Annotated in this window: 30 protein-coding genes, 1 tRNA gene and 1 pseudogene; 18 read left to right on the top strand and 14 right to left on the bottom strand. The window is 61.1% G+C overall.

Annotated elements, in window-relative coordinates:
• Positions 1-94: 94 nt before the first annotated feature.
• The 8 genes from K6N12_RS28485 (at position 95) to K6N12_RS28450 (ending at position 8083) form a co-directional block, all read left to right on the top strand.
• Complete coding sequence (locus tag K6N12_RS28485; protein WP_097629360.1) at positions 95-862, top strand: alpha/beta fold hydrolase; 768 nt, start codon at positions 95-97, stop codon at positions 860-862.
• A gap of 184 nt (positions 863-1046) precedes the next feature.
• Entirely contained in the window at positions 1047-2024 is a 978-nt protein-coding gene (locus K6N12_RS28480) for an ABC transporter substrate-binding protein (RefSeq protein ID WP_097629361.1), read from the top strand.
• 7 nt (positions 2025-2031) lie between these two features.
• A complete protein-coding gene (locus K6N12_RS28475) occupies positions 2032-3726 on the top strand; it encodes an ABC transporter permease (protein WP_097629362.1) in 1695 nt (564 codons plus the stop codon).
• Positions 3714-4733, top strand: coding sequence for an ABC transporter ATP-binding protein (locus tag K6N12_RS28470; RefSeq protein ID WP_097629363.1), 1020 nt, complete (start codon positions 3714-3716; stop codon positions 4731-4733). Before K6N12_RS28475 ends, K6N12_RS28470 begins: the two co-directional genes overlap by 13 nt.
• A 121-nt stretch (positions 4734-4854) precedes the next feature.
• Entirely contained in the window at positions 4855-5964 is a 1110-nt protein-coding gene (locus tag K6N12_RS28465; protein WP_097629364.1) for an endonuclease/exonuclease/phosphatase family protein, read from the top strand.
• Positions 5965-5972: 8 nt separating this feature from the next.
• The gene (locus K6N12_RS28460) at positions 5973-6743 is read left to right on the top strand and encodes an NUDIX hydrolase (RefSeq protein ID WP_097629365.1); all 771 of its coding nucleotides are present in this window, start codon (positions 5973-5975) and stop codon (positions 6741-6743) included.
• A 130-nt stretch (positions 6744-6873) separates the two neighbouring features.
• A complete protein-coding gene (locus tag K6N12_RS28455; protein ID WP_097629366.1) occupies positions 6874-7785 on the top strand; it encodes a PhzF family phenazine biosynthesis protein in 912 nt (303 codons plus the stop codon).
• 222 nt (positions 7786-8007) lie between these two features.
• Positions 8008-8083: transfer RNA gene (locus K6N12_RS28450), tRNA-Lys, on the top strand.
• Positions 8084-8170: 87 nt separating this feature from the next.
• Here K6N12_RS28450 and K6N12_RS28445 read toward each other — a convergent pair.
• Positions 8171-8431 carry a hypothetical protein gene (locus tag K6N12_RS28445; RefSeq protein WP_239620219.1) on the bottom strand — a complete coding sequence of 87 codons (261 nt, stop codon included), beginning with the start codon at positions 8429-8431 and terminating at the stop codon, positions 8171-8173.
• Between the two features lie 69 nt (positions 8432-8500).
• Here K6N12_RS28445 and K6N12_RS34685 point away from each other — a divergent pair, with 69 nt between their 5' ends.
• Positions 8501-8635, top strand: coding sequence for a site-specific integrase (locus tag K6N12_RS34685; protein WP_275593022.1), 135 nt, complete (start codon positions 8501-8503; stop codon positions 8633-8635).
• A 1-nt stretch (position 8636) separates the two neighbouring features.
• Positions 8637-8981 carry a hypothetical protein gene (locus tag K6N12_RS28440; RefSeq protein WP_222149025.1) on the top strand — a complete coding sequence of 115 codons (345 nt, stop codon included), beginning with the start codon at positions 8637-8639 and terminating at the stop codon, positions 8979-8981.
• On the opposite strand, the gene K6N12_RS28435 is transcribed toward K6N12_RS28440, so the two are convergent.
• From K6N12_RS28435 to K6N12_RS28415, 6 genes and pseudogenes are all read right to left on the bottom strand, one after another.
• Positions 8950-9234 (bottom strand): hypothetical protein, encoded by a 285-nt coding sequence (locus K6N12_RS28435; protein ID WP_097629367.1) that lies wholly within the window; start codon positions 9232-9234, stop codon positions 8950-8952. The two genes, K6N12_RS28440 and K6N12_RS28435, sit on opposite strands and share 32 nt — an antisense overlap.
• Before the next feature lie 296 nt (positions 9235-9530).
• The gene (locus K6N12_RS28430) at positions 9531-10598 is read right to left on the bottom strand and encodes an acyltransferase family protein (protein WP_165503935.1); all 1068 of its coding nucleotides are present in this window, start codon (positions 10596-10598) and stop codon (positions 9531-9533) included.
• A gap of 187 nt (positions 10599-10785) precedes the next feature.
• Entirely contained in the window at positions 10786-11010 is a 225-nt protein-coding gene (locus K6N12_RS28425) for a transposase (protein ID WP_275593023.1), read from the bottom strand.
• Between the two features lie 67 nt (positions 11011-11077).
• Positions 11078-11548, bottom strand: coding sequence for a hypothetical protein (locus K6N12_RS28420; RefSeq protein ID WP_097629369.1), 471 nt, complete (start codon positions 11546-11548; stop codon positions 11078-11080).
• Between the two features lie 64 nt (positions 11549-11612).
• Positions 11613-11732 (bottom strand): annotated as a pseudogene (locus tag K6N12_RS34390) (CopG family transcriptional regulator); the annotation flags it as partial.
• A gap of 11 nt (positions 11733-11743) precedes the next feature.
• Positions 11744-12034, bottom strand: coding sequence for a hypothetical protein (locus K6N12_RS28415; protein ID WP_165503934.1), 291 nt, complete (start codon positions 12032-12034; stop codon positions 11744-11746).
• A gap of 211 nt (positions 12035-12245) precedes the next feature.
• On the opposite strand from K6N12_RS28415, the gene K6N12_RS28410 reads away from it, so the two are divergent.
• Together K6N12_RS28410 and K6N12_RS28405 are read left to right on the top strand one after the other, a co-directional pair.
• A complete protein-coding gene (locus tag K6N12_RS28410; RefSeq protein ID WP_097629370.1) occupies positions 12246-12542 on the top strand; it encodes a hypothetical protein in 297 nt (98 codons plus the stop codon).
• A 57-nt stretch (positions 12543-12599) separates the two neighbouring features.
• Positions 12600-12902 carry a hypothetical protein gene (locus K6N12_RS28405; protein WP_097629371.1) on the top strand — a complete coding sequence of 101 codons (303 nt, stop codon included), beginning with the start codon at positions 12600-12602 and terminating at the stop codon, positions 12900-12902.
• 221 nt (positions 12903-13123) lie between these two features.
• Here K6N12_RS28405 and K6N12_RS28400 read toward each other — a convergent pair whose 3' ends face one another.
• The gene (locus tag K6N12_RS28400) at positions 13124-13438 is read right to left on the bottom strand and encodes a hypothetical protein (RefSeq protein ID WP_012558192.1); all 315 of its coding nucleotides are present in this window, start codon (positions 13436-13438) and stop codon (positions 13124-13126) included.
• Positions 13439-13696: 258 nt separating this feature from the next.
• On the opposite strand from K6N12_RS28400, the gene K6N12_RS28395 reads away from it, so the two are divergent.
• Together K6N12_RS28395 and chrA are read left to right on the top strand one after the other, a co-directional pair.
• On the top strand, positions 13697-14512 hold the full coding sequence (locus K6N12_RS28395) for a chromate resistance protein ChrB domain-containing protein (protein WP_097629372.1): 816 nt from the start codon (positions 13697-13699) through the stop codon (positions 14510-14512).
• A 1-nt stretch (position 14513) separates the two neighbouring features.
• Positions 14514-15935, top strand: a complete 1422-nt coding sequence (gene chrA, locus K6N12_RS28390; protein ID WP_131711352.1) for a chromate efflux transporter — start codon at positions 14514-14516, stop codon at positions 15933-15935.
• A gap of 59 nt (positions 15936-15994) precedes the next feature.
• Here chrA and K6N12_RS28385 read toward each other — a convergent pair whose 3' ends face one another.
• Positions 15995-17326 (bottom strand): hemolysin family protein, encoded by a 1332-nt coding sequence (locus K6N12_RS28385; RefSeq protein ID WP_097629374.1) that lies wholly within the window; start codon positions 17324-17326, stop codon positions 15995-15997.
• Between the two features lie 182 nt (positions 17327-17508).
• On the bottom strand, positions 17509-17892 hold the full coding sequence (locus tag K6N12_RS28380) for a VOC family protein (RefSeq protein ID WP_097629375.1): 384 nt from the start codon (positions 17890-17892) through the stop codon (positions 17509-17511).
• 313 nt (positions 17893-18205) lie between these two features.
• Here K6N12_RS28380 and K6N12_RS28375 point away from each other — a divergent pair, with 313 nt between their 5' ends.
• Entirely contained in the window at positions 18206-18532 is a 327-nt protein-coding gene (locus K6N12_RS28375) for an RcnB family protein (RefSeq protein ID WP_097629376.1), read from the top strand.
• A gap of 296 nt (positions 18533-18828) precedes the next feature.
• Here the strand turns inward: K6N12_RS28375 and K6N12_RS34385 are convergent, their stop codons facing one another.
• The 3 genes from K6N12_RS34385 to K6N12_RS28365 all read right to left on the bottom strand — a co-directional run bounded on the left by K6N12_RS34385 (position 18829) and on the right by K6N12_RS28365 (position 21355).
• Positions 18829-19008 carry a hypothetical protein gene (locus K6N12_RS34385; RefSeq protein WP_097629377.1) on the bottom strand — a complete coding sequence of 60 codons (180 nt, stop codon included), beginning with the start codon at positions 19006-19008 and terminating at the stop codon, positions 18829-18831.
• Complete coding sequence (zigA, locus tag K6N12_RS28370) at positions 19005-20210, bottom strand: zinc metallochaperone GTPase ZigA (RefSeq protein ID WP_097629378.1); 1206 nt, start codon at positions 20208-20210, stop codon at positions 19005-19007. Before zigA ends, K6N12_RS34385 begins: the two co-directional genes overlap by 4 nt.
• A 110-nt stretch (positions 20211-20320) precedes the next feature.
• Positions 20321-21355 carry a zinc ABC transporter substrate-binding protein gene (locus K6N12_RS28365; protein WP_097629379.1) on the bottom strand — a complete coding sequence of 345 codons (1035 nt, stop codon included), beginning with the start codon at positions 21353-21355 and terminating at the stop codon, positions 20321-20323.
• A gap of 101 nt (positions 21356-21456) precedes the next feature.
• Between K6N12_RS28365 and K6N12_RS28360 the strand changes: the two genes are divergently transcribed.
• The 3 genes from K6N12_RS28360 to K6N12_RS28350 are packed head-to-tail and all read left to right on the top strand — an operon-like array spanning position 21457 to position 23565.
• Entirely contained in the window at positions 21457-22362 is a 906-nt protein-coding gene (locus K6N12_RS28360) for an ATP-binding cassette domain-containing protein (protein ID WP_097629380.1), read from the top strand.
• Positions 22355-23170, top strand: a complete 816-nt coding sequence (gene znuB / locus K6N12_RS28355) for a zinc ABC transporter permease subunit ZnuB (RefSeq protein ID WP_131711351.1) — start codon at positions 22355-22357, stop codon at positions 23168-23170. Before K6N12_RS28360 ends, znuB begins: the two co-directional genes overlap by 8 nt.
• The gene (locus K6N12_RS28350) at positions 23167-23565 is read left to right on the top strand and encodes a Fur family transcriptional regulator (RefSeq protein WP_003593569.1); all 399 of its coding nucleotides are present in this window, start codon (positions 23167-23169) and stop codon (positions 23563-23565) included. The genes znuB and K6N12_RS28350 overlap by 4 nt, the downstream gene beginning before the upstream one ends.
• Before the next feature lie 267 nt (positions 23566-23832).
• On the opposite strand, the gene K6N12_RS34380 is transcribed toward K6N12_RS28350, so the two are convergent.
• Positions 23833-24098 (bottom strand): hypothetical protein (locus tag K6N12_RS34380; RefSeq protein WP_246645669.1); only part of this gene is annotated, 266 nt, incomplete at its 5' end.

The following is a 24098-nucleotide window of genomic DNA, read 5'->3' as shown; positions in this document are numbered from 1 at the left end:
ATGGGCGGCCTGCCGCGTCAGGAGATGCGGAGACGAGTGATTGCCCTCCAGGTACGAATCTTAGTCAAACCCAACCGACGAAAGGAAATTGCCAATGTTCAAGTTTGCTGCTGTCGTCGCCCTGGCGGGCGCACTTCTTTCCGGTACTACCGTTGCCGAGACGGTCAAGCCGACCGTCGTCCTCGTCCATGGCGCCTTTGCCGATTCCTCCAGTTGGAACGGCGTCGTCGAAATCCTGCGAAAGGACGGCTTCCCGGTCGTGGCTGCTGCCAACCCGCTGCGCAGCGTTTCCAATGACGCCGCCTATGTTTCCGATGTGGTCGCCAGCATCGCCGGCCCGGTCGTCCTCGTCGGCCATTCCTATGGCGGGCAGGTGATCTCGGCTGCCGCAAACGGCCACGACAATGTCAAGTCGTTGGTCTATGTCGCGGCCTTCGCACCTGATGCAGGGGAATCGGTTGCCGATCTCGCCGGCAAGTTTCCCGGCGGCACGCTGGGTACTGCGCTTGCGGCGCCGGTGAAACTGAGCGGAGGCGGCGTCGATCTTTATATCGACCAAGCGAAGTTCCATGACCAGTTCGCCAGCGACGTGCCGGCTGAACAGGCTGCCCTGATGGCGGCGGCGCAACGGCCGGTCACCGACGCGGCTCTCAACGAAAAGTCGGGCGAGCCTGCCTGGAAGAAGCTGCCGTCGTGGTTCGTCTACGGCACCGGCGACAAGAACATTCCGGCCGCAGCCCTTGCCTTCATGGCCGAACGGGCCGGGTCCAAGCGAACCGTCGTGGTCGAGGGCGCTTCCCACGTCGTGATGGTTTCGCAGCCGCAGAAGGTGGCAGACCTCATCGAAGAGGCGGCAAAGTAACATTCGATCAGGGCCACGGCGCTGAAGTGCCGTGGCTCGGCTTTTGGCAAGCATGAGCCTGCATGCGAGGCCGCGATCGACCGGGTTTGCAGCGATGGCTTGTCGGCGTCCAGCGGCGGCGCCTGTCACATCCCTGTCAACGACCCCCAATAAGGGAGGGGTGACCGCAATGAGGATCCCTCCCATGAAAACGATCGTTTCCGCCGCTGCACTTCTTGCCGCGAGCTTCCTCGCCGTTCCGGCCCTTGCCGCAAACCTCGTTCTCTACACCAGCCAGCCGAACGAAGACGCGCAGGCGACGGTCGATGGCTTCATGGCTGCCAATCCCGATATCAACGTCGACTGGGTGCGCGACGGCACGCCGAAGATCATGGCCAAGCTCCAGGCCGAGATCCAGGCCGGCAACCCGGTTGCCGACGTTCTCCTCATCGCCGACATGGTGACCCTGGAGCGCCTCAAGGAAGACGGCAAGCTCCTCGCCTACAAGTCGCCGGAAGCCGGGCAATACGACGCCACGCTCTATGATGCCGACGGCTATTATTATTCAACCAAGCTGATCACGACCGGCATCATGTACAATACTTCGGCCGGCATGAAGCCTGCGAGTTGGAAGGATCTGACCAAGCCGGAAGCCAAGGGCCTCGTCACCATGCCGAGCCCGCTCGCTTCGGGTGCGGCCCTCATCCACGCCCAGACGCTCACCGCCGTTCCCGGCCTCGGCTGGGATTTCTACAAGTCGCTTGCCGAAAACGGCGCGATTGCCGCCGGCGGCAACGGCGCCGTCTTGAAGTCGGTCGCTTCGGGCGAAAAGGCCTATGGCATGGTCGTCGACTATCTGCCGATCCGCGAGAAGGCCAAGGGCGCTCCGGTCGAGTTCGTCTTCCCGAGGGAAGGCGTTTCGGCCGTCACCGAGCCGGTCGGCATCCTCGCCAGCACCAAAAATGCCGATGCCGCCAAGAAGTTCGTCGATTACGTGCTCTCAGAAAAGGGCCAGGAAGGTTTTCTCAAGCTCGGCTACATCCCGGCCCGTAACGGCATGAAGCTGCCGGAAGGTTTTCCGTCGCGCGACACCATCAAGGTCCTGCCGATCAAGGCCGCAGATGCGCTCAAGAATACCGATCAGGATCTGAAGACCTTCTCGGGTCTCTACGGCTCGAACTGATCCTTCCATGCACGGCTATGTCAGAACCGGAAACAGCCAGCCCGCCTGGCTGTTTCCCTTTGTCGTCATCACCGTCCTGATCCTCAGCGTGCTGCCGCTCGCCCGCCTTGCGATGGTCGGGATCGCGGCCTTCGCCAACGGCGGCGTTCTGACTGTGCTCGGCGACCCGTCGGTTTGGTCGGCGACCTATTACACCATCGTCACGGCGCTTTTCGGCACGATCATCTCGCTCGTCATCGGCTGTCTCTTCGCTTTCCTGCTGACGCTGACCGATATCACTGGCAAGGGGCTGCTCAGCTTCTTCTTCGTGCTGCCGATGATGATCCCGCCGCAGGTGACGGCGCTGGCCTGGGTGCAGATGTCGGGGCCATCAAGCCCGCTGTTGAAGGCGCTCTCCATCGCCCCACCGCTTGGCTCGCCGCAGCCGCTCTATTCGGTCGGCGGCATCGCGCTGCTTTATGGCGTGCAGCATGCGCCGCTGGTCTATCTCGCGCTCCGGGCCGGGTTGATGACGCTGCCGCGCGACGGGGTCGAGGCGGCACGGCTTTCCGGCGCCTCCAGCCTGCGGGTGTTCCGCGACATCATCCTGCCGCTGTCGCTGCCCGGCATCATCGCCGGGGCGGCGATCTCCTTCGTCTCCTGCACCGGCAATTTCGGCATTCCCGCCATTCTCGGCATTCCGGCCTCGATCTTCACGCTGCCCACACTCATCTTCACCAAGTTTTCCGCTTTCACCAGCCGCACCTTCGGCGATGTCGCCGTGCTCTCGGGGATCATCGCGATGATCTCGGTCGCTGGGCTGATGATCCAGGATCGGGCGCTGCGCGGCCGCGATTATCGCATCATCGGCCTGTCGGGGGCGAGTGCCGCCTTCGAGCTCGGCGCCTGGCGGTTCGCCTTCACGCCGCTTCTCTGGGCGATCCTGTTCTTCATGCTGGCAGCACCCTTCTCCGCGCTCGTCGCCGGCGCGCTGGTGCCGGCCTACGGCGTGCCGCTCACCTTCAAGACCATGTCGCTGCATGCCTTCGAGGAAATCCTGTTCCGGCAGGCGGTGACGCGCACCGCCTTTGTCAATTCGCTGTCGCTCGCCGCCGCTACCGCTATTTGTCTCCTCACGGTGACCGTGCTTGCGGCCTATGCGCTGACGCGGCGAAGAGATGCTGCTTCCCGCATCGCGTCCAGCCTGATCGAGATACCCTATTCGCTGCCCGGCATCGTCATGGCGGTCTCCTTCATCCTGGTGTTCGCGGCACCCATCCCGTTCCTGCACATTTCGCTCTACGGCACGATCTGGATCATCCTGATCGCTTACCTCTCCTCCTTCTTCGCCGTCAGCCTGAAACCCGTCGTCAGCGCTTTCCACCAGCTTGACCCAGCGTTGGAGGAAGCGGCACGGCTTTCCGGCGCCGGCTTCTTCCGCCGGCTTTTCGATATCATCGTGCCGCTGATCGCGCCGGCCGCCGGCGCTTCCGTCATCCTCGTCTTCCTGATTGCCTGCAACGAGCTGACGATCTCCGCGCTTCTCTGGTCGGCCGGCACCCAGACGCTCGGCGTCGCCACCTACAATCTCGACGACAGCGGCAGTTCCGACCTCGCCTCGGCGCTCTCGGTGCTCGTCGTCCTCATGGTGGTCGTCATGATGCTGCTGCTCGAATTCCTGGCAAAACGCCTGCCGAAAGGGGTAGTCCCATGGCGAAGCTGATCCTCAACCGGCTGGCCAAGGATTTCGGCACCGGGCGGCCGGCCGTCAGCGATTTCTCGCTCGATGTGCGGGAGGGCGGCTTCCTGGCGCTGCTCGGGCCTTCCGGCTGCGGCAAGACGACGGTGCTCAGGATGATCGCCGGTTTCGAGACGCCCTCCGACGGCTCGATCCATCTCGGTGAGCGGGTCATTGCCGATGCTGCCCAGGCGCTGCCGCCTGAGAAGCGCAACATGGCGATGGTGTTTCAGTCCTATGCGCTCTGGCCGCATATGAGTGTTGCCGACAATGTCGGATACCCCTTGAAGGTGCGCGGCATTTCCGACGAGGCCTACCGCGCGAAGGTCGGCGAGGCGCTGTCTTCCGTCCGGCTTGCTGATTATGCCGGGCGGCGTCCTGCCGACCTTTCAGGCGGCCAGCGCCAGCGCGTGGCGCTCGCCCGCTGCCTGGTGACCTCGCCCGACGTCGTGCTGCTGGATGAGCCGCTCGCCAATCTCGACCGGCACCTGAAACAGGAGATGGAGGAAACCTTCCGCGAGTTCCACCAGCGCTCGGGTGCCACGATGATCTACGTCACCCATGATCAGAGCGAGGCGATGGCGCTTGCAACCGACGTTGCCGTCATGTCGGAAGGGCGCTTGCTGCAGGTGGCGCCGCCGGCCGAGATCTATGCCCGGCCGGAGGGACGTGTCGTCGGGGGGCTGATCGGGCGAGGGGCAATCCTGACGCTGCCGGTGATGGGCAGCGAACGCCATCTGGAGTGGGACGAGCTGCAGGATACGCTCCACGCGGCCAACACCGACGGCGCCGATATTCTGGTGCGGCCGGAAGATGTGACGATCGGCGGCGAGGGGGCTCCCGCAACCGTCGAAGCAGTGCTTTTCGAGGGCGAACGTCATGCGGTCAAGCTCACGCTCGGCAACGGCCAGACGTTGCGTGGCTTTAGCCGTGTGGCTGTCGTGCCCGGTGAAAGGGTGCGCGTCGTCATCCGCGCCGGCTGGCGGCTTTGATCGAGGCAGGCAATTGCATCCGGGGCTTCAAAAGGGGTGGTTGTCCGCATATTTCTTGGCCCCGCCATCTTTTCCCCGTGCGATTGCCGGATAAGGTACTGCCCGCAACCGGACCTTTGCCATGTCGCTTCGCCTCGCTACCTTCAACGTCGAAAATCTCCTGACCCGTTTCGATTTCACCGGTTTTCGTAACCAGTTGCGCCAGGATCGCGTCATCAAGCTTTTCCAAGTATCGAGCGAGGGCGTCTATCAGCAACTGGAGCAGGCGCGGGTGATCGCCGCGACCGACGACACGAGACAGATGACGGCGCTGGCGATCGCCGATGCGGATGCCGATATCCTCTGCCTGCAGGAAATCGACAATATGGCCGCTCTCCAGGCCTTCGAATACGGCTATCTCTTCCGCATGGTCGGAAACGGTTACCGGCAGAAGTATCTGGTCGAGGGCAATGACAGCCGCGGCATCGATGTCGCCGTGCTGATGCGCGAGGAAACGCGCGACGGCCAGAAGATCGAACTCAAGGAAGTCCGCAGTCATGCGATGACGACCTATCGCGATCTCGATCTCTTCGACGAGGAGCTGGCGCTCACCAACCGCATCGATGACAAGATCTTCAAACGCGACTGCCTGGAGCTCGATCTCCTGATCGGCGGTCGGCCATTCTCGCTCTATGTCGTGCATTTCAAATCGATGGGCAATCCGCGCGACGAGCTCGACGGGCGGAAATCGACGATGCCGATCCGTCGCGCCGAGGCGCGCGCCGTGCGCCGCATCATCGAGGATAGTTTCGGCGCCGGGCACACGGCCAAGAAGAGTTTCGCCATTTGCGGCGACATGAACGATTACCAGGAGCGCGTCGATGTCATCGGCCGCCGCGGGGCCGGCTATCGTTTCGAGCATCAGGACGAGGCCGAAAGCGCGCTCGACGTTTTCAGCCATGACGGCTTTGCCGAAAACGTCGTGCGCCGCCGTGCCGCCCTCGACCGCTGGACGCTCTATCACTCCCGCGGGCCGCAGGAGCAGTGGCTCTGCCAGCTCGACTATCTCTGGCTTTCGCCAGCACTTGCCGCCCACAATGCCGGCCGCCTGCCTGACATCATCCGCAGTGGGCAGCCCTATCGCACCATCTTCCCACCGGGGCAGGAGGTGGAGCGTTATCCGCGCACAGGCTGGGACCGGCCGAAGGCGTCCGATCACTGCCCCGTCGTCATGACACTGGATCTCCCCTGAAAGCGAACATGAAAACCAATTTGAACATGAATTTTGCAAACAGCGATTTTTCCGATGATTTCGCCGGCTGGCCTCCGGAGGCCACGGTCTTCCCGATCGCCGGCGTCGATCTGCGCGTCCTGCCCGGCAGCCATCCCTTCGTGCTTGCCGAGGAAGCAGCGATCCGCGAGAACTGGGCCAAGGAAACCGCCGCCAACCCGGCGCTGTTCGACGGACGCCTGGTGTTCCAGCAGCGGCTGTCGTTCAGTGAAGACGGGATTGCGGGCGAGGGCTACGTCACTCCCTTTTCCGCTTTCATGTGGTGGCGCCGGCAGCCGCAGCGCCAGGGCGGCCTGCATATCTTTGCTTATCCGGTGCTGGAAAGCTCAGACGGCGCGCTGGTGGCGATCCGCATGGGCGCGCATACCGCCAATCCCGGCCAGGTCTATTTCGCCGCCGGTTCGCTGGAACAGGAGGATATCGTCGACGGGCGCTGCGACATCGAGGCCAATATGCGCCGCGAGGTCCATGAGGAGACCGGCCTCGACCTTTCCGATTCCGTGGCAGGGCAGGGGCTCTACGCCAGCTATTCCAGACGCACCGTCACGCTTATGCGGCTCTTCCGCTTCGACATGACGGCGGATGAGATGGTGAAGCGGATCGAGGCTCACATGCTGGTCGCCGAGGACAAGGAGATCGCCGGTGCAGTGGCGATCCGCTCGGCCGATCCCAAGGCCTATCCTTATAACATCTCCATGCTGCCGGTGATTAGCTGGTATTTCGGCAAGGCGAGCGCATAAGAGGCCAAAGGCCGAAGCCTCGAAGGACACGCTCCGGCTTGGCTCCTTGCATCCATCTGACTTAGCGCCTTGCACTCGGCCGTTTGGTCGGGCAGGTTGGCGGCGCGATGACCGATTCAAGGAGGCCGATGTGGCGCGAAGCTACAGCGTCTATGACGTGTTCACCGATCGAAAGCTGGCGGGCAACCCGCTGGCGGTGATCTTCGACGGAGACGATCTCAGCGACGAGGCGATGCAGGCGATCACCCGGGAGATCAATCTCTCCGAGACAGTGTTCGTGCAGCCTTCGAGCAATCCCGCCTATGCGGCAAAGCTCAGGATCTTCACGCCGGGGCGTGAGCTGCCGTTTGCCGGTCATCCCACAGTCGGCACGGCGGTGGCGCTGGCCGAACGGGCGCATGGCGCGGCGACGCTCGATCTCGTGACGGTGCTTGAGGAAAACGTCGGGCCAGTGCGCTGCGCGGTGCGGCTGAGGGAGGGCGAGGCGAGCTTTGCCGAATTCGACCTGCCGCGGAAATCGCAACCGGCCGTCATGCCGCTCGACAAGCTCGGCATGGCTGATGCGCTGTCGCTGAAGGTGACCGAAATCGGCTTTGAAAATCATGTGCCCTCGGTCTGGAGCGCCGGCGTTCCTTTCCTGCTCATTCCGGTGCACGATGTCGGAGCCGCGCAGCGGGTCGAATTCGATCCGCAGCTCTGGGAAAAGATCGTGCCCTTCGTCGAGGGTGCGCTTGCCTCGGCGTATGTCTATTGCCGCGGCGGGGTCAACCACGTGGCAAAGTTCCATGCGCGAATGTTCGCAAGCGGCATGGGCATCGTCGAAGACCCGGCCACCGGTTCGGCGGCGGCGGCACTCTCCGGCGCGATCCACCATTTCGACCGGCTGACGGACGGGCATCACCCGATCATGATTGAGCAAGGCGTCGAGATGGGCCGGCCATCCTTCATCCATTTGCATATCGATGTCGACGGCGGCGCGATCTCCAACGCGCGGATCGGCGGCCAGGCAGTGCGGCTGGCGAGCGGCACGCTCGACCTTTAATTTTATGGCGTGCCGCGCGTCCGAAGCCGCGCGCGCTGCCTTATCGCTTTGAATCTGCGTCTAATCCTGTCCGAAAATCGATCCCGGTTTCCGGGATTATGCCCCGCATTTCACCCATCCCGAAAAATCTTCGCGATTAACCAAAGAATTTTCGCCGATGCGCTGGACAAGCCTGCCGATCCTGTTTATACGCCCCGTCACACCGCGCAGCCAAGCGCGAACGGGTGATTAGCTCAGTTGGTAGAGCAGCTGACTCTTAATCAGCGGGTCGTAGGTTCGAGCCCTACATCACCCACCAAAAACCTCTTGATATTATTGGGTTTTATGTGATTGTGCTGGCAATTCCGGACTACCGGTTTCCAACATTTTGGAAGCGGTTTCCAATTCACGTTCCGATCCTGTTCCTGAAAGCAGCCGGCTCGATCTCGCTCCATCGTGCCTCCATGGGCTTCATGGCGTCTTTCGCCAAACTCCTCAGAGCGACCTCCCGCCCGTAGTGCTGAACCATCTGCCCAGACATGTTGCAGATCGATCCGACCTGGTTTTCGGTGCACCCCACCTCAAGCAGATTGATGACCGCGTTCTTCCGCAGCCCGTGGAAGACGATCCTCTCCTCTCGGAATCGCTTGAACGACTCTTCGTCCATTAGCTTCTGCCATTCCGTCCTTACAGGAAATGGATCGATCGCATACCGGCCAACGATAAGATTATCGCCATGTCAGCCTTCTTCACCGGCCAGCGCCAAGGCGACGTTCTCGCCATGGTCAAGCCAAAGGCAGGAGGAACCACGATAGCCGTCAAGGCGCAGAAGACGAAAAGGACGGTCTGGATCCCGATCCACTCCGCCTAGCGTGATGCTACATGCGGGCGCGCGCACGAAATATTACAAGACCGCCGACGGGTTCAAGAGCTTCGAAAGCCTTCTCGGCGGCCGGCCAGAAACCCTTTTCCGAGTGGTCGGGGAGCCTCTTGCCATCCAGCAGAAAACCTTTGTCGTCGCGCTACAGCGCTTCGCAAATGGCGACCCGGCTCTGGAAGTCACGTTCCAAGTGCTGCGACAGGGACAGGGACGGCCAGGCTGCGGCGGTGTTTCGGAACTTGGTGTAGAAGGTGTAGACCGTCTCGGCGCCGCTCTTCCGGCGCTTTATGACGCGGTGGACGTGCTTAGGCAGTTCGATCGTTCCGCTTTTCCCTGATCTTGTTACGGAATTTCGCTCCAATGCTTGAGGCGGTTTCGACGGCGCCGATGTTCATCGCGCGGTCCAAGTCGTCACGATACCAAAACTTCCGCCGGGTGGTGTCAACTACGCGCGGCTGTGGATATGCGGTACCGACGCGCTCGAGGAAATCCTCGACGTGCTTTTCTCCGCAATCGCCAGCCGCCATGTCCGCAGTCATGCGCAGCGGCCAGCTGCCGGCCGGGTTAGTGGGCTGGCGACGGACGGTCATCCACCAATCCTCTCGTTCCACGCCCCAATAACTCGCACGGCTTCGTGATCTAGCTCCGTTAGAGCGCTCCGGAAGAACGGTTTCGTCTTGACCGTCATCTTCTCCTTGCACTTAGGGCAGGTGATGACTGAGATCGGCCCATAGGATGCTTCGAGATTTTCCGGCTTCTGTCCGCACTGGCAAGGCCGCGCGCCTGCGGGCGATCTATAACGCGGCGCAGCTCTTGCAATCGGATGATGATCTTTGGGTTGGTCAGCCTCATCTCTTCTGTCCTATCACCGCAGCGGGCAGAAGAGTTACTTGCGCCTGAAACGCAAGTCACTGGAACGAATAGTTTCGGGTCGGCTGCGGCTGCTCAATTGACGGCCTACTTGCTGAGCAGGCCGTTCAAGCAAGACCCAGGATATAGCCGCGAGCACCACTGATATAACCGACGCCCCGGCGAACTGGATCAGACTTGGATAGTATTGAGGGCCTGCGACACGCTGAAAAAGGTCGATGGCCAGTTCATGGTAAAGGTAGATGCCGTAGCTGATGAGCCCGAGCTGCGTGAGAATGCGCCAGTTCAAGAAGCGCGGCAAGGCATCGTGGTATCCCAGAAACACCAGATGAGCGAAGATTAGAAGCGGCAAAACTTCGATGAGTTCATACCACAGGGCTGCAGCAAACGGGGAAGACGGGTATTCTAGCAGCCAATAGAGCAAGATAACACCTGCGTAGACAGGGATCATGGCGCGCCATTTGAAGATAGACAGCTCTTTGACTGCAGGAGCGAGAGCTAAAAGGCCACCTACGGCAAGAGCGTCCCAGGAGCTTGTCGGCATGGTCCAATAGATCACAGTGGTTCCGGGCATCTTCAGGCTGATGACTATCCTGACACCGACAGCGATAGCGATCCCGAGGAAGCAGGCTGGCGCCAGGAACTTGCGGCCCAGCAGCATCACGACAAGCGGCCAGGCCAAGTAAAATTGTTGTTCGACACTGAGTGACCACAAGTGAGAGAAGAACCATGGGCTCCAGCTATCAGTCTTTGTAAAGAGCACATTGGTCCCATAGAACGCATGCCAGTACCATTGATCGCGCCACCCGTCCGCCTCAAGGAAGAACATGATCAACAGGAGCGCGTAATATGCCGGCATGATGCGGAAGCTGCGTCTGACGTAGAACGCCCGCAATGCAGAGCCGGGTGTTTGGCGACCATCGGAAAATGAGCGTAGCAAGTGCCTGGTTATGAGGAAACCACTCAACACGAAGAAGAAGCGCACAGCCAGATGGCCATAAGTGCTTCCAGCAAGCCATGTATGCGTGATGATCACCGCGAAGACAGCAATGGCGCGCAGACTGTCCAGTTGAAGTTTCCGCACTGTCTCCACCGCCCCCTTGAAGGTTTCCCTCGGAGTCCTACCCCTGATACCTAGAATCGTCCAGCGATACGGTTAGACATGCCGAGATCAAGCCGCATGCAGGAACAGCTGAAACTCAAATACAGCTGGCGCAAGACGTGGCCGGACAGCGAGAACGACTTCGTAGGCTTTGAACGAAAGCCTGTTCTTATTTGCGTCTGGCATCCAGCCAGTGCAACCGATAGTGCCAGAATATTACCTGCATGATCGGGTCTCCTTCGGGGACATCACGCCAAGGGACACCGGATCGTAGAACCCTAAAGATGCCGTTGAGCACCCGTCGGTCATCGACGCGAGGCACGCCTCGCGGCTTGTTAGGTAGGGGAGGCGCAATTACGCGCCATTCAAAGTCGGTCAGATCATGGCAGCTCATCCCTGAATCTGAATCAGGTCGGGCAACGACAGGAAAGTCCCAGCGCCGAACGAGCCGATTTAGGCCGTCAGGTCGGGATGAACGACCATTCTTCGGCCATGAACTCAAGCGTTTCATCGCGGAAATAATATAGGAAATGCCGAGAGCTAACGGTGTCTGCCCCGATCTTTTCCCAAGACACGGCGTCGCGGTCAGGGTCGAGACCGATTATCTCATAGAACTCGCCCCAACGAGGAGCCACACCGCTGTAACGACCATGGCCGCTTACCTTATACCATTCATGATCATTGGTGCTGTCCCAGCGCCAGCGGCTGCAACCAACAAATCTCAAAGTGCCCCATGTCTCATCAAATTTCGGGCTGGTCTTCGAAAACAGGCTCAACGCCCTGAGAATACCCGTCGGCTTTTTGTCGCGCACCGGTCTATACGACCGGAAACGGACGTTGATGGAGGAGCCCTCAACTGAAACCTGGGGCTCTGGCGCATTTGGTTCGGCCACCCAACCTTGGCCGAGTTGTAGTTTATCAAACTCGAGCATGGACTACGACTAGCCGACTTGCATGACCGATTCTACTCAATTTATGAGTTCACTAGGTCGAAATTCATGCAGACCTATCCACATCGCCATCTTCATCCAGCTCGTGCACCGGCAAATAGGTGTTCTTCTCCATCCACTCCCGCACGATATATCTGATGGCGTCCTCTCGCGTCAGCACGAGTTCGCTGCATACATCTACATCGACAAATGGATTGCGGCGATCGAGGCTAAAAGTATTGAAAAACCTAAAATCACGAACGGAGTTCCATAGCAAACCCTTGTTCTATTCGAAGTCAGATCTTCTCCAGAGGTGCTGTCGCCATTATACATCTTAAATCCGACGTTGCTGTCGGAATTGAAATCCCAATTATTTCTCTTATAAAAAAGAAGCTCTCTTATTTCGACAATAACCAGAAACAGAACAATCACCGACAACAGTATTATGGCGAATACCGTACCGTCAGAAGCGGGATAATCCAAAGTCATGCTCTCCTCTTCAGCCTCCGCCGTTGACCAGCGCCGCTACGGGCCAAAATCGTAGCAAACATTCACAAAATCCCCAATTATTTGAACTCAGGCCGGATCTTCTGGCCTGCCGGAGACTGTTCCGGGCCGGGCTGCATGGTTCGTGTCGTCAGCATGTCTGGCAGCGTCGATCCCCGCGCCCTATTTGCTCTCTGATAAGCGGGAGGGTTCCATGAGAAGCGTCGTTCTGGTCGTTGCCTTGTCTCTGCCGTTGCCGGCCTTCGCTGCGGGGGCGATGGAGATCAAGGCGAGCGCGTATAGCTGCAGTGAGATTGCGCAGATCATCCGCCAGAACAAGAAGGTCTTCGTCCGTGTCGGCTTCGGCGGCCGTAGCTTCCGCTATCCGCCGGCGCAATGCAGCATGGGCGACAAGCGCACCAGCACGAGTTTCCGCGATGGTCAAGGAAAGCAGTGCATTCTCGACTATGCCTGCGTCTTCGATCCCGCATCGCCCTATAATTTTCCGTAGAGCAAATGGTCTTGGGCGGGTTCGGCCAAAGACGTTCTCCCACAATCAGGAGTTTTCATGAAAAGCATTGTTCTGGCGTTTGTGCTGCTGTTTCCGTCCGCAGCCCTTGCCATCGATGCGGTGGAGGTCAATGCCAGGGATCATACTTGCGACGAGCTTGCGCAGATCATCCGTAAAGACAAAGCGGTTTTCGTGCGCATGGGTTTTGGCGGCCGTAGCTTTCGCTATCCTCCGGCCAGGTGCAATCTCGGCGACAAGTACGACACGGCAAGGGTCAGGGATGCCAACGGCAAGATTTGCCTTCTTGACTACCAGTGCGTGTACGACCCCCAATCCTTCTACAACAGGATCCCCAAATAATATCCCGCTGCGAGAGCTGTCTGAGACCGAAGAAAAAAGGCCGGGCGAAAATCGCACCGACCCTTCCTCGATCTGTCTCGATAACGGCTGCCAGTACCTCCGTGGTCAGCCATCAGAGACAAATTCAATATCTCTAAAATAAGCTCTCTCTGCCGGTATTCAAGAGCACACGACAGAAAAGGAAGCCGGCACTGGGTCGGCTTCCTTTAGCCGAGCAGCGGTTACTGCTGGGCAGGCGCAGCCGGCGGAGTGGCCGGTGCAGGTGCCGGTGCGGGCGTTGCGCTGTTGTCGGTCGGAGCGATCGGCTTGGGTGCAGCCGGTGCCGGCTCGGATTGGGTCGTGGAGGCTGTCGTATCCGGGGATGTGCCCGGGGTGCTCCACTGCGAATAGGCGAATGCAGCGACAGCGATCACGGCCAATGCAGCGACCCAGACAACCCACGTATTATTACTGCGCGCGCTCGGCGTGGTGCGCAGATCCAGATTTGGGTTCAGCGGGCGGTTCGGGTCGTTGGCATTATTGGGGTCGTACGTCATGGTACTTTCTCCTCTTTCGGTGAAACAATAATGCCGAAGTGAGGATTTTGTTCCGTACCGGGACCGCGAAGCAGTTGATATCAAGGCATTCCGGGCGGCAGCTGACCCGAATCGGCTGCGTTCCGCTGTTCTATGCAAGCGCCCGCTTGACACGGCGGGGTCTGTTTGCGCATGGTTTTGCCATGGGGTTGCGATCATCCCACGAGGCGTCATGCTGAAGAATCGCGTCCAGTAACACCGATCAACGGAGGACGCGTCATGCCGTCATTTCTCGAAATTTCTCCCGACAAACTCAGCCGCCTCATCGGAACCCCCGGCGCGCCTTGCATCGTCGACGTTCGCACCGAGGAGGACTTCGCGCTCGATCCGCGCCTAATTCCGGGCTCGATCCGGCGCGATCATGCCGAGGTTGCGTCTTGGGCGGACAGCATGAATGCCGCCACCGTCGTGGTGGTCTGTCAAAAGGGCAGCAAGCTCAGCCACGGTGTGGCCGCCTATCTGCGCCATGCCGGGATCGACGCCGAGAGCCTCGAGGGCGGCTTCGAAGCCTGGATTGCCGGCGGGGCGGCCGTGCCATCGGAAAAGCTTCCGCGCCGCGACGCGGAGGGGCGCACCGCCTGGGTGACACGGGCGCGGCCGAAGATCGACCGCATCGCCTGTCCCTGGCTGATCCGCCGCTTCGTCGATCCGAACGCCGTCTTCCTGTTCGTGCCGGCGCCCGAGGTTATAGCCGTTGGCGAACGCTTCGGGGCGGTTTCCTTCGATATCGAAGACGTGTTCTGGAGCCATCGCGGTGAGCTCTGCACCTTCGACGTGATGGTCGAGGAATTCGGCCTGGCATCCGAACCGCTTCTTCGTCTGGCGCAGATTGTCAGGGCGGCGGATACCGCAAGGCTCGATCTCGCGCCCGAGGCGCCCGGCCTGCTTGCAGCATCGCTCGGTCTCTCCAGGATGTTTTCCGACGATCTGGAGCAGCTCGAAGCCGGAATGCTTCTCTACGATGCCTTCTTCCGCTGGTGCCGGGACGCGACCGAGGAAACCCACAACTGGCCTACGCCAAAGAAGAGGGCATGAAATGGCCGAGTTGACGGACAACGGCCGCGCGGATAAGACGATGGAGAGACATGCGGACGAGGAGCATCACCACGGCGTCTCCTTCAGTGAGGCCTTCAAGGTATGGCTGCGCGTCGCCGCCTTGAGTTTCGGCGGCCCGGCCGGCCAGATCGCCGTCATGCACCGGATCATCGTCGACGAGAAGCGATGGATCGGCGAGCACCGGTTCCTGCATGCGCTGAATTATTGCATGCTGCTTCCCGGCCCCGAGGCGCAACAGCTCGCCGTCTATATCGGCTGGCTGATGCACCGCACGCTGGGTGGTCTGGTCGCTGGTTTGTTGTTCGTGCTGCCGGGATTCCTGTCGATCCTCTGTCTCAGCTATATCTACGCCGCTTATGGCAGCGTGGGCATCGTCGCCGGCCTGTTTTTCGGGCTGAAGGCGGCGGTGCTTGCCGTCGTCGTGCAGGCCGTCATCCGCATCGGCAGCCGCGCTCTTAGAAACAACGTCATGCTTGCGATCGCGGCTGTGGCCTTCGTTGCCATCTTCTTCTTCCATGTGCCGTTCCCGCTGATCGTGCTTGCCGCCGCCATCGCGGGCTTTCTCGGCGGCCGCTTCGGCATTGCCGCCTTCAAACCGGGCGGCGGCCACAAGGCCGGAAGCGGGCCAATGGTGTCGGATGCGGAGTCGGCGCTCGGCGAGGGCATACCGCCGCATGCACGCCCCAATCTCGGTTGGTCGCTCAGTATGTCGGCAGCGCTGCTCGCTCTCTGGCTCGCGCCGATCGCCGCCCTCTATGCGGCTTTCGGGGCACACGACGTTTTCACCGAGATCGGCCTGTTCTTCAGCAAGATGGCGGTCGTCACCTTCGGCGGTGCCTATGCCGCGCTCGCTTATGTCGCGCAGGAGGCCGTGCAGCGTTTCGGCTGGCTGAAACCCGGCGAGATGCTCGATGGTCTCGGGATGGCCGAGACGACGCCGGGGCCGCTGATCATGGTGCTTCAGTTCGTCGGCTTCATGGGCGCCTATCGCAATTCCGGTTCGCTCGATCCGATGCTGGCCGCCACGCTAGCGGCAATCCTGACGACTTGGGTGACGTTCGTACCCTGTTTCCTCTGGATCTTTCTTGGTGCGCCCTTCATCGAAAAACTGCGCGGCAATGTGGCGCTCGCCGGCGCGATGTCGGCGATCACGGCGGCGGTGGTCGGGGTCATTCTCAACCTCGTCCTCTGGTTTGGCCTGCATACGCTGTTTGCCGAGGTCGCGACCGTCCACCTTGGCGGCTTGCGGCTCGATATCCCCGTGCTGCAATCGGCCGTGCCGGCGACAATGGCGCTGTCTGCCGCCGCCGCCATCGCGATCTTCCGGTTCAAGACGTCTGTGATCGCGACGTTGCTTGCCTGTGCGATAGCGGGAATGCTCTGGACGCTGGCGACAGGTTAGAGCTCTTTATATATCATGCATGTCGTCCGGAACCGTTGCACACTTCCGGGCGACATGCATTAGCCTTCCGCCCCGTCCGCGGGGATGCGAGTCGCCAGCATCTTGTCAATGCGCATGCCGTCCATATCGAGCACTTCGAAGCGCCAGCTATCGAAAACGAAGGTTTCGCCGGCTTCGGGGATGTGCTGGAGCTGGTGCAGCGCGAAGCCTGCAAGCGTATGGAAATCGGCATCCGGACGATCGCGCAGGCCCAGCCGTTCGAAGGCGTCGAAGGCGGGCATCATCGCATCGATCAAGAGCGATCCGTCTTCCCGCACGATAATGTCGGGCTCTTCGTTGGATCCCGGCAGGTCGCCGGCGATCGCTTCGAGCAGGTCGGTCTGGGTGACGATACCCTCGAGGCTGCCATATTCATCGATGACGATGGCGAGCCGGACAGGCGAGGCCTTGAAACTGTCGAGCACGCGCACGACCGAGGTGCCCTCATGCAGCACCAGCGGCTGCTTGATCACCTCCATCGGCCGGACCTTGCCGCCGTCGAGAACCTGGTCGAGAAGGTCCTTCTTCAACACCATGCCGATCGGTTCGTCGATCGAGCCCCGGGCGACCAGCAATTGTTCGTGGCTGCATTCGCGGATGGTCTTCAGGATCTCGGCCTCGCTGTCGTCGGCGTCGAACCATTCGATATCGAGACGCGGGGTCATGATGTCGGAGATCGGTCTGTCGCCGATGTTGAACACCCGCTCGACGAGCTGCTGCTGCACCTGGTTGAGAAGGCCGGCCTCCTGGCTTTCGGCGACCAGCAGCTTGAGTTCCTGCGGCGAATGGAACGATGATTCCCCGGTTCCGGCGCGAAGGCCGACGCCCCGCAGCACAAGATTGCCCATGCCGTTCAGAACGAAGATCGCCGGCTTGAACAGCACCAGGAAGAGCCCCAGCGGACGCACGACGGCAAGCGAAGTGGCCTCGCTGCGCTGAAGCGCCAAGCTTTTCGGCGCCAACTCGCCCAGCACGATGTGCAGTGCCGTGATGATGACGAAGGCAATGACGATGGCGACCGTATGCGCGCCTGTTGCCGCCCATTGCCCAGGCAGCCAGGACACCAGAGGCTCGATCAGATGGGCAAGCGCCGGCTCGCCGACCCAACCCAGCGCCAGCGACGAGATGGTGATACCAAGCTGGGTGGCGGCAAGGTTGGCGTCGAGATTGTCGACAGCGCGCTGGAGGGCGGAGGCATTCATGCGGCCTGCCGCGGCAAGTTCGGTGACACGGCTGCGCCTGACCGAAACCAGCGCGAATTCCGCAGCGACGAAGAAGCCGTTAGCAGCCACCAGTAGAAGCACGGCGAGTATCCCGACATAGTCGAAGACGCCGCCTGCGGATTCGGACATGGTTTCCCTACCTCTGAATTGATCCGAGTCCGAAACTACACGCTCGGACAGAGGTAGCAAGGCACGGGTCGCCATTCTTCCAGCGGCGATGCCGATGCCGGCTGTCGTCAGATGATATGTGCGGTTTCTTGGTGTCGCGCGCAAGAATGCGCAGTTGAACACATGATTGATGCGCCTCGCATTTATCTCTTCGGCGCTTCGAAGAGTTCGATCGGGTTTCCGGCCGGGTCCTCAAGCAGGATCTGCTTACCGCCTATGCCCTGCACGATCTCATTGCGAAAACGCGCGCCCGCCTGGCGCAGCGTGGCAACTTCCGCCTCCAAGTCGGCGACTTCAATCTGGATGCGATTCCATCCGCCGGGTTCGGGTTTTCGCCCGTCGGACATTGCCTGGGACGCTCCGCCCGGACCGGTCGTGCCGCTGACGAGCAGACGAAAACCATCCCTTGTCAGGATGGCAAAGCTGGGCGCGGGATGAAGAGCGACCGAGAAGCCAAGATGTTTCGTGTAGAATTCCAAGGCGGCGTCGACGTCGTCGACGATATAGCGCATGCTGATGCCGGGCATGGTTTCCTCCATCTTTGTTGGATCGAGCGATCCCCCACGATGATCCGACAAGCGCCGAACGCTGGATCGGAGGCGCAAAGGACGCTCCATGAATGGAATCTGCGCCCAATCCTTCCGAAAATCGAATCGGATCTTCCGGGGGCCCCGTGCCAGTTGCAGCCCCTGTTATTGATAAGGGTGTATAAGTCTAATCTGTAATATAAGCTTTGCGCCCCAGGCATCGGATTCCATTACGAAAGTTTAATTTTCATTTCAGTTTCGGTTCATCTTTTCGGGCCTAGTTTCCTCCTGCGCCGAACATAAGGAACCCGACATGAAAAAGATTTTTGCAGCTCTCCTTTCCGCTTCCTTCCTTCTCTCCCCGATGGTTGTCTCCCAGGCCAGCGCTGATGACTATCGCCGTCCGCCTGTCGTCGTGCAGAAGAAGGTGATCGTCGAGAAAACGGTCGTGCGGCCGCACTGGAAGAAGGGATACCGCGTCAACGCCAACGAGCGCCGCTGGTTTCACGACGTCAACGACTACCGCCGTTACCGGCTCGCGCCTCCCCCGCGCGGCTATCGCTGGGTCCGGGCCGACAACGACTACTTGCTGATCGGCATCACCAGCGGTGTGATCTCCAGCATTATTGCTGGTCATTGATTGGAAGTATGGGAGGGCGGCTTTGGCCGCCCTTTCCGATTCTGGGAGGGGTGCGGAGATTTCCGCTGGTGACTTGTCTGAAGGCACCGTCTGGTGCAGAACGCCGTCCCGATCAGCGTCGTCGCTCTCCCCACGCTCCCTCATTCCTGTGCTCGTCACAGGAATCCAGCACCGCGTGTCCGCGCGGTGATTGACTCAATGTGATTTTGGAAAAGAGTCATCCGCGCCCACAGACTTGGGCGCGCTGGATCCCTGTGACGAGCACAGGGATGAGAGTGGATGGGGCTCGGCCCCGCCTAATTCTGCCGCCGTGCCGCCGTCATCCTCTTTGCAATAATACCAAGCAACCCCTTCGGTCTTCCGGCATCAACCTTCACACTCCCCTCATGCGTCAACGGATGCAGCCCCTCGATCGGCCGCAGCGGTTCACACTCCGTGCAGACGCAGCGATAGGGTTTGATTGCCGTCGCCTTCATGCCGCCTGGCGGCTCCAGCTGGCGAAGGGGTCGGGCAGGTTGCGCCAGCGATCGGGCGCGAAGACCGCGGTCTCGATGAGGCAGGCGTCAAGTTCTCTCCTGATCCAAGCCTCATCCATCGGGTCGGCGCCGATGAAGACGATCTCCTGGCGGCGGTCGCCCCAGACGGGGTCGAGATAGGGGCCGATGGCATTCATGAAGCCCGGTTCGTCAGGCCATTGTTCGCGCGGCACCGCCGCCCACCAAAGACCCATCTTGCCGGTGCGCACGAGGGCGCCCGCCTGGCTGATCTCGCCGACATGATGCGGCCGCGTCGCCAGCCAGAAAAAGCCCTTGGCGCGCACCACGCCCGGCCATGTCAGATCGAGAAAGGCTTGCAATTTTGCCGGATGGAAGGGCCGCTTTTCGCGGTAGACGAAGGAGCGGATGCCGTATTCCTCGGTTTCCGGCACATGGTCCTTGAAGCCGTGCAGCTCCTTGTACCAGAGCGGGTGGGTCTCGGCCCTGTCGATATCGAAGCGGCCGGTGCCGAGCACTTGCTTCAGCACCACCTTGCCGAAATCCGTCTCGATCAGCTGCGCATCCGGGTTGAGGACGGTGATGATTTTCCGCGCGGCATCCCGTTCCGTCTCGCTTGCCGTGCCGATCTTGTTCAGCACCACGACATCGGCGAATTCGATCTGCTCGACCAGCAGGTCGACGATGGTTCTGGTATCGCCATCGCCTGCCGTTTCGCCGCGGTCGGCGAGGAAATCGGCGGAGGCATAATCGGCGAGCAGGTTGGCGGCATCGACGACGGTCACCATCGTATCCAGCCTTGCGACGTCGGAAAGGCTTTCTCCGTTCTCGTCGCGGAATTCGAAGGTGGTGGCGACGGGCAGGGGCTCGGCGATGCCGGTGGATTCGATCAGCAGGTAGTCGAAGCGGCCTTGGGTCGCCAGATCGCGCACCTCTTTCAAGAGGTCGTCGCGCAGGGTGCAGCAGATACAGCCATTGGTCATCTCGACCAGCTGCTCCTCGGTGCGAGACAGATTGGCGCCGCCGTCGCGCACCAGGGCGGCGTCGATATTCACCTCGCTCATGTCGTTGACGATGACGGCGACGCGCATGCCGTCGCGATTGGCAAGCACGTAGTTCAGCAGCGTCGTCTTGCCGGCGCCGAGAAAGCCGGAGAGCACCGTGACCGGAAGTCTGTTGTCCATGAAACCTCGCATTTTAATGTTATATCATTACATCGGCGGGGCCGAAAAAAGGCGGAACGGGGTCATCCGCCTCTTTCCGCCTCAGCTCTCCCCGCAGCGCCGCATGATTATCATGCGCTGGAGAGGCAATCCTTCATGCTGTCGGCGATGCCGCGCATGAGGGTGAAGTAGAGATCGGGGCCGGCCTTCAACGTTGCGGCTTCGGGGTCGAGCACGCCGGATCTGGCGTTCGTGCCTTCGATGACGACATTGACGAGGCGCGGCTCGAATTGCGGTTCGGCAAAGACGCAGGTGGCGCCCAGTTCGCCGACCTTGCGGTGGATTTCTGAAACGCGCTCTGCACCGGGAATGGTTTCCGGGCTGACGGTGATCGAGCCGGCGACGCGGATGCCATAGCGATGCTCGAAATACTGGTAAGCGTCGTGGAAGACGATGAAGGGCTTGTCCTTGACGGGAGCGACCGTGGCGGCGATTTCCTTGTCCAGGGCCGTCAGCTTGTCGTCCAGCGCCTTGGCATTGGCCTGGTAGGTCAGCGCATTGGCGGGATCGGCGGCGACAAGAGTTGTGGTGATCACGGCGGCCATGGCTTTGGCATTCATCGGGTCGAGCCAGAGATGCGTGTCGAAGGCGCCATGGTCGTGGTCATCATCATGGCCGGTGCCGGCGGCATGATCGTGATCCTCACCCTCGGCGGAAGCGCCCTGATGCTCATCGCCATCCTCATGCGGCTCGAAGGCGCCGCCTTCGCGGAAGGGCAGCTTGACGAGGCCGGGGGCATGATCGAGCTCGGCGATGCTGGCCTTCGAGCCCAGCGCCTGCAGCGGCTTTTCCAGAAAAGCCTCGAGGCCAGGACCGGTCCAGAAGATCACCTTGGCTTCCTGCAGCGCGCGCGCATTCGACGGCTTCAAGCTGTAAGTATGCGGGGAGGCGGCGCCATCGACGATCAGCTCCGGTTCGCCCACACCCTGCATGATCGCTGCAACCAGCGAATGGATCGGCTTGATCGAAGTGACGACGACGGGCGCATCGGCCGCCCGCATGCTGCCGGCAAACAGCAAGGCGGGAACCGCCAGCGCCGGTAGGGCGAAGGCGAGCGGAATTTTGAAGGCCAGGATCTTCAGGGCTGGGCCCAGGGTGCGTTTCATCGAATGCTCCGCTTGAATTGCAGATGTTATGTTATTACATCAATTGCGTTATGCTATAACGTGTGCAATAGCAGGATGCAACAGCGCTGTCGGAAAATTTGATGCTCTCTCCCGCAAATACGAAGGGCGAACCGCTAGTTTCGCTTGAGAATGTCGGCGTTCTGCGCAACGGCCGCTGGCTTGTGCGCGGCGTCGAATTTTCCGTCTCGCGCGGCGAGATCGTGACGCTGATCGGGCCGAACGGCTCGGGCAAGTCGACCAGCGCCAAGGCGGCGATCGGTGTGCTGAAGCCGAATGAGGGCAGGGTGAAGCGTCTGGCCGGCCTGAAGGTCGGCTATGTCCCGCAGAAGCTTGCGATCGACTGGACGCTGCCGCTCTCGGTGCGCCGGCTGATGACGCTGACCGGACCCCTGCCGGAACGTGACATGCGCGCGGCACTCGAAGCCGCCGGCATCGACCATATGCTCGATGCCGAGGTGCAGCATCTCTCCGGGGGCGAATTCCAGCGGGCGCTGATGGCGCGCGCCATTGCCCGCAAACCCGACCTGCTCGTGCTCGACGAGCCGGTGCAGGGTGTCGATTTCTCCGGCGAGATCGCGCTCTACGATCTGATCAAATCGATCCGCAACGCCAGCGGCTGCGGCATCCTGCTGATCTCGCACGATCTCCACGTCGTCATGGCCGAGACCGACACGGTCATCTGCCTCAACGGCCATGTCTGCTGCCGCGGCACGCCCGAAGCCGTCAGCCGCAGCCCGGAATATGTGCGTCTGTTCGGCAGCCGCGCGGCGCAGACGCTTGCCGTCTACAGCCATCATCACGACCATACGCATCTGCCGGATGGGCGCGTGCAACATGCCGACGGTTCGGTGACCGACCATTGCCACCCCGATGACGGGCATCACGCGCATGATCACGGGCACGACCATGCTCATGATCATGATGGTCATCATGGACATGAGCACTCGCACGCCCATTCCCACAGTGGGGAGGGCCGCCATGCTTGACGATTTCTTTGTTCGCGCCATCCTCGCCGGCGTTGGGCTAGCGCTGACGACTGGACCGCTCGGCTGCTTCATCATCTGGCGGCGCATGGCTTATTTCGGCGATACGATCGCCCATTCGGCGCTGCTCGGCGTCGCGCTGTCGCTGCTCTTCGAACTCAATCTGACGCTGGCCGTCTTTGCCGTCGCAGCCCTCGTATCGGTGTTGCTGCTCTTCCTGCAGAAGCGCCAGGCGCTGTCGGCCGATGCGCTGCTCGGCATCCTCTCGCATGCCACATTGGCAATCGGCCTCGTCATGGTCGCCTTCATGAGCTGGGTGCGGATCGATCTCATCGCCTTCCTGTTCGGCGACATCCTTGCTGTTTCAACGACCGACATCGCGCTGATCTGGGGTGGAGGGCTCTTCGTGCTCGTGGCGATGGCCTGGCTCTGGCGGCCGCTGCTGGCGGCAACCGTCAATGCCGAGCTTGCCGAGGCCGAGGGTCTGAAGCCGGAGCGGGCGCGGCTGTTCTTCATGCTTTTGATGGCCGTCGTCATCGCCATTGCCATGAAGATCGTCGGCATCATGCTGATCACCTCGCTGCTGATCATTCCGGCGGCCGCGGCGCGGCGCTTTTCGGCGACGCCGGAGATGATGGCGGTGCTCGCCTCGGTCATCGGGGCGGTTGCCGTCGTCGGCGGGCTGTTCGGCTCGCTCACCTACGACACGCCCTCCGGTCCCTCGATCGTGGTCGCGGCGCTGATCCTCTTCATTCTCAGCCTGCTTCCCCTCAGGCGGCATCGCGCAGGCATGCAAGGACAAGGTTCATGACGACACCGCAACTCACCAAGAACCAGTCGCTGGTCTTCGACGTGCTCGAAAAGGCCGAAGGGCCGCTCAGCGCCTATACCATCCTCGACAAGCTGAGGGACCACGGGTTTCGCGCGCCGCTGCAGGTCTACCGGGCGCTGGAAAAGCTGCTCGAATACGGTGTCGTGCACCGGCTCGAAAGCATCAATTCCTTCGTCGCCTGCGCCCATCCGGGTGACGACTGCCACAGCCACGGCATCGTCGCCTTCGCGATCTGCGAAAGCTGCGGCCAGGTGACGGAGTTCCACGATCACGAGGTCGACCACCGACTGATGGCCTGGGTGCGGGGGCAGAAATTCAAACCAGCGAAGACGACGATCGAGATCCGCGGTTTGTGCGAGGCTTGTGCAGCGTAAGCGGCCACACTATCCGTCGGCACCCTATCCTATCGCACCAACGGGACTTTGACGGGCGCCCACTTCTCCACCCTCATTGCTGTGACATCCCGCTGGTCAAGCCGGAGGACAGGAATGAGCGAGGGCGGAGCGGCGGCGTGCCCGAAGGCGACGATCCAGGCGTTGGTTTCCTCGCCGTGTGTGCTGCCGATCGATACACAAAGCGATGACTCAAAAAGGTGAGGCCGCAAGGGCGGCCTCACCTTTTGCATTTCTGTGCGGATAAGCTTAGTCCGGCTTGGATTCAGAGCCGCCCTTGCCGGAGCCGCCGTTGTCGCTCTTGCCGGAGCCGCCATTGTCGCTCTTGCCGGAGCCGCCGTTGTCGCTCTTGCCGGAGCCGCCATTGTCGCTCTTGCCGGAGCCGCCATTGTCGCTCTTGCCGGAGCCGCCATTGTCGCTCTTGCCGGAGCCGCCGTTGTCGCTCTTGCCGGAGCCGCCATTGTCGCTCTTGCCGGAGCCGCCATTGTCGCTCTTGCCGGAGCCGCCATTGTCGC

Source organism: Rhizobium redzepovicii (genome assembly GCF_019793435.1).
In the GTDB taxonomy this organism is placed as follows: domain Bacteria; phylum Pseudomonadota; class Alphaproteobacteria; order Rhizobiales; family Rhizobiaceae; genus Rhizobium; species Rhizobium redzepovicii.
The sequence above is the reverse complement of the archived record's forward strand: the minus strand, read 5'-3'. Positions and strand labels throughout refer to the sequence as shown.

Coding starts and splice junctions, on each gene's coding strand:
- K6N12_RS28420 (WP_097629369.1), bottom strand. CDS start 11,548: ATGCTCGAGTTTGATAAACTACAACTCGGCCAAGGTTGGGTGGCCGAA.
- K6N12_RS28350 (WP_003593569.1), top strand. CDS start 23,167: ATGACGACACCGCAACTCACCAAGAACCAGTCGCTGGTCTTCGACGTG.
- K6N12_RS28365 (WP_097629379.1), bottom strand. CDS start 21,355: ATGAAACGCACCCTGGGCCCAGCCCTGAAGATCCTGGCCTTCAAAATT.
- K6N12_RS28415 (WP_165503934.1), bottom strand. CDS start 12,034: ATGACTTTGGATTATCCCGCTTCTGACGGTACGGTATTCGCCATAATA.
- K6N12_RS28380 (WP_097629375.1), bottom strand. CDS start 17,892: ATGCCCGGCATCAGCATGCGCTATATCGTCGACGACGTCGACGCCGCC.
- K6N12_RS28435 (WP_097629367.1), bottom strand. CDS start 9,234: ATGACCGTCCGTCGCCAGCCCACTAACCCGGCCGGCAGCTGGCCGCTG.
- K6N12_RS28470 (WP_097629363.1), top strand. CDS start 3,714: ATGGCGAAGCTGATCCTCAACCGGCTGGCCAAGGATTTCGGCACCGGG.
- K6N12_RS34385 (WP_097629377.1), bottom strand. CDS start 19,008: ATGAAGGCGACGGCAATCAAACCCTATCGCTGCGTCTGCACGGAGTGT.
- K6N12_RS28360 (WP_097629380.1), top strand. CDS start 21,457: ATGCTCTCTCCCGCAAATACGAAGGGCGAACCGCTAGTTTCGCTTGAG.
- K6N12_RS28480 (WP_097629361.1), top strand. CDS start 1,047: ATGAAAACGATCGTTTCCGCCGCTGCACTTCTTGCCGCGAGCTTCCTC.
- K6N12_RS28400 (WP_012558192.1), bottom strand. CDS start 13,438: ATGACGTACGACCCCAATAATGCCAACGACCCGAACCGCCCGCTGAAC.
- K6N12_RS28465 (WP_097629364.1), top strand. CDS start 4,855: ATGTCGCTTCGCCTCGCTACCTTCAACGTCGAAAATCTCCTGACCCGT.
- K6N12_RS34685 (WP_275593022.1), top strand. CDS start 8,501: ATGTCAGCCTTCTTCACCGGCCAGCGCCAAGGCGACGTTCTCGCCATG.
- K6N12_RS28445 (WP_239620219.1), bottom strand. CDS start 8,431: ATGGACGAAGAGTCGTTCAAGCGATTCCGAGAGGAGAGGATCGTCTTC.
- K6N12_RS28475 (WP_097629362.1), top strand. CDS start 2,032: ATGCACGGCTATGTCAGAACCGGAAACAGCCAGCCCGCCTGGCTGTTT.
- znuB (WP_131711351.1), top strand. CDS start 22,355: ATGCTTGACGATTTCTTTGTTCGCGCCATCCTCGCCGGCGTTGGGCTA.
- K6N12_RS28385 (WP_097629374.1), bottom strand. CDS start 17,326: ATGTCCGAATCCGCAGGCGGCGTCTTCGACTATGTCGGGATACTCGCC.
- zigA (WP_097629378.1), bottom strand. CDS start 20,210: ATGGACAACAGACTTCCGGTCACGGTGCTCTCCGGCTTTCTCGGCGCC.
- K6N12_RS28410 (WP_097629370.1), top strand. CDS start 12,246: ATGAGAAGCGTCGTTCTGGTCGTTGCCTTGTCTCTGCCGTTGCCGGCC.
- K6N12_RS28395 (WP_097629372.1), top strand. CDS start 13,697: ATGCCGTCATTTCTCGAAATTTCTCCCGACAAACTCAGCCGCCTCATC.
- K6N12_RS28485 (WP_097629360.1), top strand. CDS start 95: ATGTTCAAGTTTGCTGCTGTCGTCGCCCTGGCGGGCGCACTTCTTTCC.
- chrA (WP_131711352.1), top strand. CDS start 14,514: ATGGCCGAGTTGACGGACAACGGCCGCGCGGATAAGACGATGGAGAGA.
- K6N12_RS28460 (WP_097629365.1), top strand. CDS start 5,973: ATGAAAACCAATTTGAACATGAATTTTGCAAACAGCGATTTTTCCGAT.
- K6N12_RS28405 (WP_097629371.1), top strand. CDS start 12,600: ATGAAAAGCATTGTTCTGGCGTTTGTGCTGCTGTTTCCGTCCGCAGCC.
- K6N12_RS28425 (WP_275593023.1), bottom strand. CDS start 11,010: ATGAGCTGCCATGATCTGACCGACTTTGAATGGCGCGTAATTGCGCCT.
- K6N12_RS28375 (WP_097629376.1), top strand. CDS start 18,206: ATGAAAAAGATTTTTGCAGCTCTCCTTTCCGCTTCCTTCCTTCTCTCC.